Below are 9223 nucleotides of genomic sequence, written 5' to 3'. Positions count from 1 at the left end.
GGCAACTGCCGCGGAGGCGAACATGGTCCGGGTCACTCGCATGAGGTCGTCCTTTCGCCGCCGCCGCGAAGGCCGGCACCACGCCGGCACAGCGGAATCGCAGCAGCAACGTGATTACCCTCAACCCCACCCCCGCCCGCGCCCCTGAAGGACACGGAAAGGGAACGGCGCCCGTACTCCCTCCGAGTGCCTCCAGGCCGAAAAGTAACCCGATCGGCCCCACTCCGATCCGCCAGACCGACGTATGCGGCCATACAAGCGCGCCAATCGTCAGGGACATGCCGTAGACGTATGTTCGATGACACTGTTTCAGGCCGTCCTCAGGCCACCCGACGTCGATGCGCGCGCCTGCGCCGAGGCCGAAGGGGATGCGAGGGCGAGAGCCGTGACGAATCCCGCTTTGCCGCCGTCGCCGAGAATTCCGAGAGGCGCGGAAGCCGCCGAGAACGACATCGAACCACCCTCATATGAAAGGGAGTTGGTGCAACGGAGAAGCCCATGAAGATCACGATGGCGTAGGTTGGGCCCATGGTGGAGGGGGCGAGGGACATGGCAGAGACCGTGTCGTCGGAGCAGCCGGCGCCGGGGCGGCAGGCCGCTCGGCGGAAGAAGCCGGCGGGGGGAGGTGTGGGCCGTTCATCCCTGCTGATGGCGCTGGGCACCGTCGTGTCCAGGGCCACGGGGCTCATCCGGACGGTGCTGCAGGCCACCGCGTTGGGCACAGGTCTGCTCGCCAGTACCTACAACACGGCGAACACCGTACCGACCAGCCTGTACACCCTCCTGATCGGTGGTGCGCTCAATGCCGTGCTGGTGCCTCAACTGGTTCGGGCCCGGGCCACGCATCCCGACGGCGGGCAGGCGTACGAGCAGCGTCTTGTGACCTTGGTGGTGTCCGTGCTGGGTGTGGGGACGGCACTGGCGGTGTGGGCGTCACCGCAGATCGTCGGCCTGTATATGCGGGACACCCCCGGCAGACACCAGGCGTTCGAACTGACAGTGGTCTTCGCCCGTTTCCTGCTGCCGCAGATCTTCTTCTACGGACTGTTCAGTATCTACGGCCAAGTCCTCAACGCCCGCGAGAAGTTCGGGGCAATGATGTGGACACCGGTCCTGAACAACGTCGTTCTGACGGGCATGTTCGGCGCCTATCTGAGCCTGATGACCGTCCCCGACCGGGTGGAGGACATCACCACCACCCAGGTCCGGCTGCTGGGCATCGGGACGACGGCCGGCATCGCCGTCCAGGCGCTCGCGCTGATCCCGTTCGCGCGGGCCGCGGGATTCCGCTTCCGGCCACGGTTCGACTGGCGTGGCACGGGCCTCGGTTCCAGTGTCCACGCCGCGAAATGGACGCTGTTGTTCGTGCTGGTCAACCAGGTCGCCCTGACGGTGGTCACCAACTACGCGAACAGCGCTGACCAGGAGTTGCCGAGCGCCGGTGTGGGTTACTCCGCCTACACCTACGCGCAGACCATCTGGATGCTGCCGCAGTCCATCGTCACCGTCTCCCTGGTGACCGCGCTGCTGCCGCGCATGAGCAAGGCCGCCGCCGAGGGCCGCGTCCCCGACCTGCGGGCCGATCTCTCTCGTGCGTTGCGCGTCAGCGGAGTCGTCATCGTGCCCGCCGCCTTCTTCTTCCTCGCCCTCGGCCCGCAGATCGCGACGCTGCTGTTCGCCCATGGCGCGGCCGACCCCGCCAGGACCCAGCCGCTCGGACACATGCTGCAGGCGTTCGGCCCCGGACTGATCCCCTTCTCGGCCCAGTACCTCCTGCTCCGCGGCTTCTACGCGTTCGAGGACACTCGCACCCCGTTCTTCATGGCCCTGTGGACCGCGACGGTCAACATCGCCCTGGCCACCGCCTGCCATGCGCTGCTGCCCGCGCGCTGGGCCGTGACCGGGATGGCCGGGGCCTACACCCTCTCCTCTCTGGCCGGCCTCGCTCTCACCGCGCGGCTTCTGCGCAAGCGGGCCGGCGGCCGCCTCGACGACGGGGAGGTGCGCCGCACCTACACCAGGGTGCTGTGCGCCGCGGGCCTGAGTGCCGGCCTGTCCTGGATCACCGCACACAGCTGCGCCTCGGCCCTCGGGCCGGGAACCTGGCCCACCGTCGTCACCCTGGCCGCGGGCACGCTCACGCTGGGCGCGGCCTACCTCGTCCTCGCACGCTTGATGAAGGTCGGCGAACTCCGACGGCTGCCGGGACTGCGGTAGGGCGCGCTGCGACACGGAGCTCTAAGGTGAGCCGACGTCCGCGTCCGGCCGGAGGGGAGCCGATGGTGCGTAGAACCAGGATCATCCGCTACGTCGTTACGTCGGCAGCCCTGCTGCTCTCTGCCTCGTTCGTCCAGGGGGCGTCCGCCGACGGCGCCCCCGCCCGGCCGCAGGCGCTCGCCGTCCGGCTCAACGCCTACTGGACCCCGGCCAGGATGGCCGCCGCCCTGTCCAGCGGCGCCGACCAGGGCGCTGAGTCCGTTCCGAAAGTACCCGCGGGCTCCCCCGCGGGGGACGGGCCGCAGCCGGGCGAGTACATCCCGCCGAGCGCAGCCTTCGACGGCATGCCCCAGGTGGGCACCTTCTTCTGGACCGACGCCACCGGCACCGGCCGCACCTGCAGCGGCTCCGTGGTGCGCAGCCCCGGCCGCGCCCTCGTACTCAGCGCCGGTCACTGCCTGAAGGGGTACGCCGGCGCTTCCCCCCAGCGAAATCTGGCCTTCGTGCCGCAGTACCACGACGGGCTCAAGCCCTTCGGTGTCTTCCCCGTCAGGGACAACGGCGTCTATGTCTCGCAGCAGTACTACGACCTGGGCGAGCACGCGGGGGCCGAGTACGACTTCGCCTTCGCGGTCACGGAGCCCAATCAGGACGGGACGCCGGTCCAGGACGCGGTCGGCGGGCTGCGGTTGCTCACCGGGACCGGGTACGACCACGCCCCGGTGCGGATGATCGGGTACCCGGCGACGACGGAGAAGCCGCTGGAGTGCTGGAGCCGGACCACCAAGTGGGTCAGCGACGACCCGGCCGATCCGGGCACCTTCCCGCGCATCGCCTGCGACGGCTTCGTGGACGGAACCAGCGGCGGACCGATGCTGGTGCCGTGGCCGGGCGGATGGGCCGTGATCGGGGTGATCGGCGGCTACCACACAGGCGGCAACACGCCCCAGGTCTCCTACAGCGCCTGCTTCGGTGCCGCCACCCGGACGCTGTACCAGGCCGCGGTCGCCGGCGCCCCGCCGGCAGGGCCGACGTCCTGAGGCCGGCCACCGGGGTCGCCAAGCCGACACCGTGACCTGCCCCGGGCCCGGCATCGGCGAAGGTCTCGTGTCGATGGGCTCACAGGCCGGCGACGGCCCTCCTCCGCGCCTGCTCGAACTCCGCCAGCGGGTCGCCACCGGTGCGCCAGGGCCACACGGTGACCGTGCTGCCGAGCGCCTCGAAGACCGGCCGGGCCTCGTGTCGTCGGTCGGCCGCCATCAGCGCGTAGGCGAGGAGATTCAGGTCGGCCAGGGCCGTGGCATGGTGGAAGAACTCCGGCCTGACCCAGGTGTGGACCGCGCGGTCGAGGGCCTGAGTCGCTTCCCGCTGCGCCCAGTGATTGCCCGCCACCAGCGCCTCGACCCCGCCTCGCGCGAGAACGGACTGATACTGCAGCACCTGGGCGGTGAGTTCGGTCGCCGCGCACGGCGCGTTCGCGGGCATGCGGGCGGCGAGGGCGTCGACGAACTCGAGTACCTGGACCCGGGAGCCCGCCTCCTCCGGAGTGAGATAGCCCAGCATGTTCAGATAGGCCTCACGATTCCATCGATCGCGGGCCAGAACCTCGTTCCACAGGCCGAACACCTGTGACTGCTCCCAGCGTTCCAGCCGTGCCGTCCCGAGCAGGACCACCCACGGAGTGGGGTCTTCCGGCACCAGCTCGGCGGCCTGGAGACAGCTCCTGGTGACCTCGGCCACGTCGTCCAGGCCTCCCTGGGCGCGGCCTCGCGCCAGCAGTGTCCCCGCGTACAGAACCAGCGCGCTCGCGTTGCGCGGCTCCCGCTTCGCCCAACTCTGCGGCAGATGTGATGCGCGAAGATAGTCCGCCAGGACGGTCATGCGGTGCGTAAGGCGGTCCCAGTCGCCCGGGCTCTCGTCCATGAGGCGGGATATCTGTGCCACACACAGATCTGTCGTCGCGATGGTGCCTGTTCTGGTGGTCGCCACAAGGGACTTCAGAAGCCTGCCCAGGGCTTGGTCATCGAGTTCCGGGGCAAGACGGGGTCTTCTGCGGCGGCTTGAGAGAAATGCCATGCAGGGAGGCTAGGGCGGACCTGATATCACACAAGACATTCGCCAAGATCGTTATCAGTTGCACGTCTTATCTGCCGTTACCCGCTCGTATGGCGAGATACATGCATCTGACACCCGACAGTGGTGCTCCCGGAGAGGGGGACCGCCTCAGGCGCCGGTCCACTCGATGGTCAGTGCACGGCCTTGCAGGCGCCCCGCCTCGGCGGCCGGCCCGCGGGTGGACGGATCCAGCGGGTTGGCGCCGATCCCGGCGCGCGACGCCTCGTCCGGCTCGATGACCGCGACCTCGGCGCCGTTCGCCCGCAGTTCCTCAAGGGCCTGGTCCAGCGGCTTGTCGCTGGGGAAGGGCTCGACGGCTCCCATCGGCACGATCACCAGCACACGGGATGCACCGACGGCGTAGTCCGCGTTGGCGCTGGACCGGACGCCGCCGTCGACATACCGGTGCCCGTCGATCGTCACCGGTGGCCAGACTCCCGGGACAGCACAGCTCGCGGCCACCGCGTCGACCAGGCCGACCCCGGACGAGTTGTCGAACACACGCGGACTGCCGCTGTCGGCGTCGACCGCCACAATCCTCAGAGCTCTGGCGGGCCATCCGTGCGACGGCAGCCGGGATGCGATCACTGCCCGGCGTTCCGGCTCCGCAACGGTGTCGGCGCGCAGGGCGAACTCCCCGACCGCACGGCGTATCTCCCGGGCAGTGGCAGCTTCGCCCATCGCCACACCGATGTCCGCGGCGAACCGGTCCAGGTCCATCTCGGCCATGATCTCGTCGGCCTGGAGCGCGGGATCCACCTGCCTGGCGTACAGCTGTTCCAGGGGCAGCCCACTGCCCAGCTGGGCAGCCACGGTCGACCCGGCGGAGGTGCCCACGATCAGGCCGGCACTCGTCACGTCCCGGCCTGCATCAGCCAGTCCCGCCAGCAGCCCGACGATCCAAGCGATCCCACCGACCCCGCCACCGCCCAGCACCAACGCCTCTGTCATGACACCCCCTTGATCGCAGACGTGTTCCGGTGAACCCTAGGCCCTCTCGTGCGCCGACGCGTATCCCCACAGGAGTTGTGAGTTGTCTATATTGCACAGACTCAGGCCCCGTCGAGGAAGACCGACGCTGCGCGGCGCGGGACTGGTGAGCGCGGTCCTGCTCGCCGCGCTGAGCGCCCCGGCACCCGCCGAGGCCACCGTCGCGCAGACCGCACAGCCGTCGACGACGTCCGCCCGCCCACTGCCGGGCCATGTCCAACCGCTCTGCGGTCCCCCCAAGCCCCATGAGTTCACCTGCTTCGGCCTGCGGCGCACCGACGTCCAGCAACGCAAGGGGCTCAGGGCGACCGGCGAGGCCCCCGACGGGTTCGGCCCGACCGACCTCCGCAGTGCCTACGGCCTTCCCGCGGACGGCGGGGCGGGCCGCACCATCGCTGTCGTCGACGCCTTCGACAACCCCAACGCCGGGGCGGACCTGGCCGTCTACCGCGCGCAGTACGGACTGCCCGCCTGCACCACCGCCGACGGCTGCTTCACCAAGGTCGACCAGCGCGGCGGCACCGCCTACCCGGACCCCGACCCCGGCTGGGCCGGTGAGATCTCCCTCGACCTGGACATGATCTCAGCCGTCGCCCCGAAGGCCCGCATCCTGCTGGTCGAGGCCGACAGCGCGGGCGTCGACGACCTCGGCTCCGCCGTGGACCAGGCCGTGGCCCTCGGCGCGGGATACGTCTCCAACTCCTACGGGTCCAACTACCTGTTCTTCCCCGAGGACCCGGCGGAGGCCGCGTCCGACGTCCACTACGACCACCCGGGCGTCGCGATCGTCGCCTCGTCGGGCGACTCCCGCTACGGCGTGGCCTATCCCGCGGCCTCCCCGCACGTCACCGCTGTCGGCGGCACCACACTCACCAAGGCCCCCGATGCGCCGCGCGGTTGGTCGGAGTCGGTGTGGAGCCACGACGGCGCCGGCACGGGCTCCGGCTGTTCCCGGTACGAGTCCAAGCCCGCCTTCCAGCAGGACACCGGTTGCCCCGGCCGCACCGTCGCCGACGTCGCCGCCGTGGCCGACCCGGCCACCGGCGTCGCCGTGTACGACAGCTATGGGGAGTCCGGCGGCTGGGGCGTGGCCGGCGGTACCAGCGCCTCGGCCCCCATCATCACCGGGGTCTACGCGGACGCCGGCGCCCCGGTGGCCGGAACCCACCCCAATCTCTACCCGTACGCCTCCGGCGGCGCGGGCCTGCACGACGTCACCGAGGGCGCCAACGGCACCTGCACACCCGCCTATCTGTGCACGGCCGGCCCCGGCTACGACGGACCCACGGGCCTCGGCACCCCCGACGGCCTCGGGGCGTTCCGGACAGGCCCCTACGGCACCCTCTCAGGGACCGTCACCGACCAGGCCTCGGGCGCACCCGTCGCCGCCGCGGCCGTGACGGCGGGCCTCTACACCACGACCACCGACAACGCGGGCCGCTACACCCTGCCGCTGCCCGTCGGCACCCACGAAGTACAGGTCAGCGCCTACGGGTTCGCCCCGAGCAGCGCCGCGGACATCAAGGTGGCCGACGGCGCCACCGCGACCTGGGACGTCGCGCTGCGCAAACTCGCCACCCATCGGGTGTCGGGCACGGTCGCCGACGCCTCGGGGCACGGCTGGCCCCTCCACGCCCGGATCACCGTCGACGGTGTCCCGGGCGCCCCGGTGTGGTCCGACGCCTACACCGGCGCGTACCGCCTCGATCTGCCCGAGAACCACACCTACACCCTGCACGTCGTCAGCGACGACCCCCACTACCGTCCCCTTGTACGTGCGGTGACCGTGAAGGACACGGACCAGACCGCACGGCTCGGGCTGCCCGCCGGCACCTGGTCCGTGGCGGACGACCCCGCGTACGCGCTGCGGGTGGACACCCTGGACACCCAGTCCTTCGACGCGCCGAACGGCGCGCCGCCGGGCTGGAGCGTCGTGGACCTCGCCGGTACCGGGCACGGCTGGTCGTTCGACGACCCGGGCGGCCGGGGCAACAACACCGGGGGCTCCGGCGGGTTCGCCGTCGCCGACAGCGACCACGCCGGAGCCGGCGTGGCCATGGACACCCTCCTGGTCAGCCCGGTCTACGACTTCGCCCGATCCGGCGACCCGGAACTGGCGTTCAGCACTGACTACGAGGGATCCGGCGACCAGACCGGTGATGTCGAGGTCAGCGCCGACGGCGGCCGGACCTGGAAGTCCGTCTGGCACCAGGACCAGGTGTGGGCCAGTGGCCGGGTGGAGATCCCGCTCACCGACTACGCCGGCCGCAGCGCGGTCCGCGTGCGCTTCCACTTCACCGGGCCGGGGCTGCTCTGGGCGGTCGACGACGTGTCGGTGGCCGAGCGGGTCCTCACACCCGTCCGGGGCGGGATGCTGACCGGGGTCGTCACCGACACCAACACCGGACGCGGGATCGTCGGCGCCGAGGTCCGGTCCGGCTCCACACGGGGACCGGCGGCACTGAGCCTCTCCGGCACCGGCGACCCCCGGATCGGCGACGGCCTCTACCGTCTGTTCGTCCCGGGTGGCGGCCGCCACACCGTGACCGCCGGCAAGCCCTCGTACCGTACGGCGTCCCGCACGCTCGTGGTCCCCGCCGACCGGACGACCCGGGCCCCGTTCAGCCTGAAGGCGGGGCGGCCGGCGTTCGGCACCACCCGGATCGACGCGACCACGACGCCAGGAGGCAAGGTCACGCGCAAGGTCACCGTACGCAACACCGGGCCCGCGCCCGTCACCCTCCGCTTCGGCGAGCGCACCGGCACCGGATCGGCGCCCGCCGCTCCCGGCACCGCCTGGCGCCCCCTGCCCGACCTTCCGGTGCCGGTCATGGACAACGCGGTGGAGAGCCACCGGGGGAGGATCTACTCGGCCCTCGGCTCGCACGACGGTGACACCCCGACCGCCGACCTGTACGTCTACGACCCGGCGGCGGGCACCTGGAGCCAGGGGGGGGCAGTGCCCCCGAGCCCCGGCAGGCCACCGCGCACGGCTTCATCGGCGACCGCCTCTACACCGCGGGCGGATGGGCACCCGGTGAGCAGGTGAGCCGGACCACGCAGGTCTACGACACCACGACGAGGACCTGGGCCAAGGGACCGGACATGCCCGAGGGACGCTTCGGTACGGCGAACGCCGTGGTCGGCGGACGTCTCTACGTCGTCGGCGGATGCACCAACGCCGGCTGCGCGAGCACCGTCTACGTGCTCGACCCGGGCACCGGCAGATGGACCCGGGCGGCCGACTACCCGCAGACGATCAGCTGGGCGTCCTGCGGCGCGATCGAGGGCAAGGTCTACTGCGCCGGCGGCACCCACGACTACGTCGAGACGGACGCCGCCTACGTCTACGACCCCGCGCACGACAGCTGGCAGCCGATCGCCCGAATGCCGGTGGGGCTGGCGACCGGTGCCCATACCGCCGCCAACGGACACCTTCTCGTCTCGGGCGGCTTCAAGCGGGTCGGCGTGAACCGGGTCCTCACCGCCGAGGGCTACGCCTACGATCCGGGCACCGACAGCTGGACCCGGCTGCCCGACGCCCCGACCGCGCTCTACCGGGGCGGCGCCGCCCCGGGCATGTACCAGGTGGGCGGCAGCAGCCAGAGCCGCTTCCCGATCCCCGTGGCAACCGCGCGGCAACTGCCGGGCTGGGACGAGACGGAGACGGACGTGGACTGGCTGTCGGAGAGCCCCGGTCGGCTGACCCTGCCTCCGGGCCGCAGTGCCTCGTTCACGGTGACCCTGGACGCCCGTGCCATCGGGCAGCCGGGCCTTTGGACGGCGTCGGTGATCCCGCTCGGTGACACGCCGTACTGGGTGCCGCCGATCCCGGTCTCGCTGACCGTCGTGCGGCAACCGGCCCGCTGACGGGCTGATGCCTCCGGGTCCTTGAGGCGCC

The 9223-nt window shown here is 71.3% G+C and carries 6 protein-coding genes; 4 read left to right on the top strand and 2 right to left on the bottom strand.

Annotated elements, in window-relative coordinates; translation table 11 throughout:
• Positions 1–648 precede the first annotated feature (648 nt).
• Entirely contained in the window at positions 649–2217 is a 1569-nt protein-coding gene (gene murJ, locus AB0L95_RS35395; RefSeq protein ID WP_365169230.1) for a murein biosynthesis integral membrane protein MurJ, read from the top strand.
• 62 nt (positions 2218–2279) lie between these two features.
• Positions 2280–3257 (top strand): hypothetical protein, encoded by a 978-nt coding sequence (locus tag AB0L95_RS35390; protein ID WP_365169217.1) that lies wholly within the window; start codon positions 2280–2282, stop codon positions 3255–3257.
• Positions 3258–3336: 79 nt separating this feature from the next.
• Here the strand turns inward: AB0L95_RS35390 and AB0L95_RS35385 are convergent, their stop codons facing one another.
• Both AB0L95_RS35385 and AB0L95_RS35380 read right to left on the bottom strand, forming a co-directional pair.
• Positions 3337–4161: a hypothetical protein gene (locus AB0L95_RS35385; protein ID WP_365169215.1), complete on the bottom strand. Its 825-nt coding sequence runs from the start codon at positions 4159–4161 to the stop codon at positions 3337–3339.
• Between the two features lie 279 nt (positions 4162–4440).
• A complete protein-coding gene (locus AB0L95_RS35380) occupies positions 4441–5283 on the bottom strand; it encodes a patatin-like phospholipase family protein (RefSeq protein ID WP_365169212.1) in 843 nt (280 codons plus the stop codon).
• Positions 5284–5365: 82 nt separating this feature from the next.
• Between AB0L95_RS35380 and AB0L95_RS35375 the strand changes: the two genes are divergently transcribed.
• Together AB0L95_RS35375 and AB0L95_RS35370 are read left to right on the top strand one after the other, a co-directional pair.
• Positions 5366–8371 carry a carboxypeptidase regulatory-like domain-containing protein gene (locus AB0L95_RS35375; protein WP_365169209.1) on the top strand — a complete coding sequence of 1002 codons (3006 nt, stop codon included), beginning with the start codon at positions 5366–5368 and terminating at the stop codon, positions 8369–8371.
• A complete protein-coding gene (locus tag AB0L95_RS35370) occupies positions 8263–9192 on the top strand; it encodes a kelch repeat-containing protein (RefSeq protein WP_365169228.1) in 930 nt (309 codons plus the stop codon). The genes AB0L95_RS35375 and AB0L95_RS35370 overlap by 109 nt, the downstream gene beginning before the upstream one ends.
• Positions 9193–9223: the final 31 nt, after the last annotated feature.

The organism is Streptomyces sp. NPDC052036 (genome assembly GCF_040680495.1).
Taxonomy (GTDB): domain Bacteria; phylum Actinomycetota; class Actinomycetes; order Streptomycetales; family Streptomycetaceae; genus Streptomyces.
This window is presented reverse-complemented; position numbering and strand designations above follow the sequence as displayed.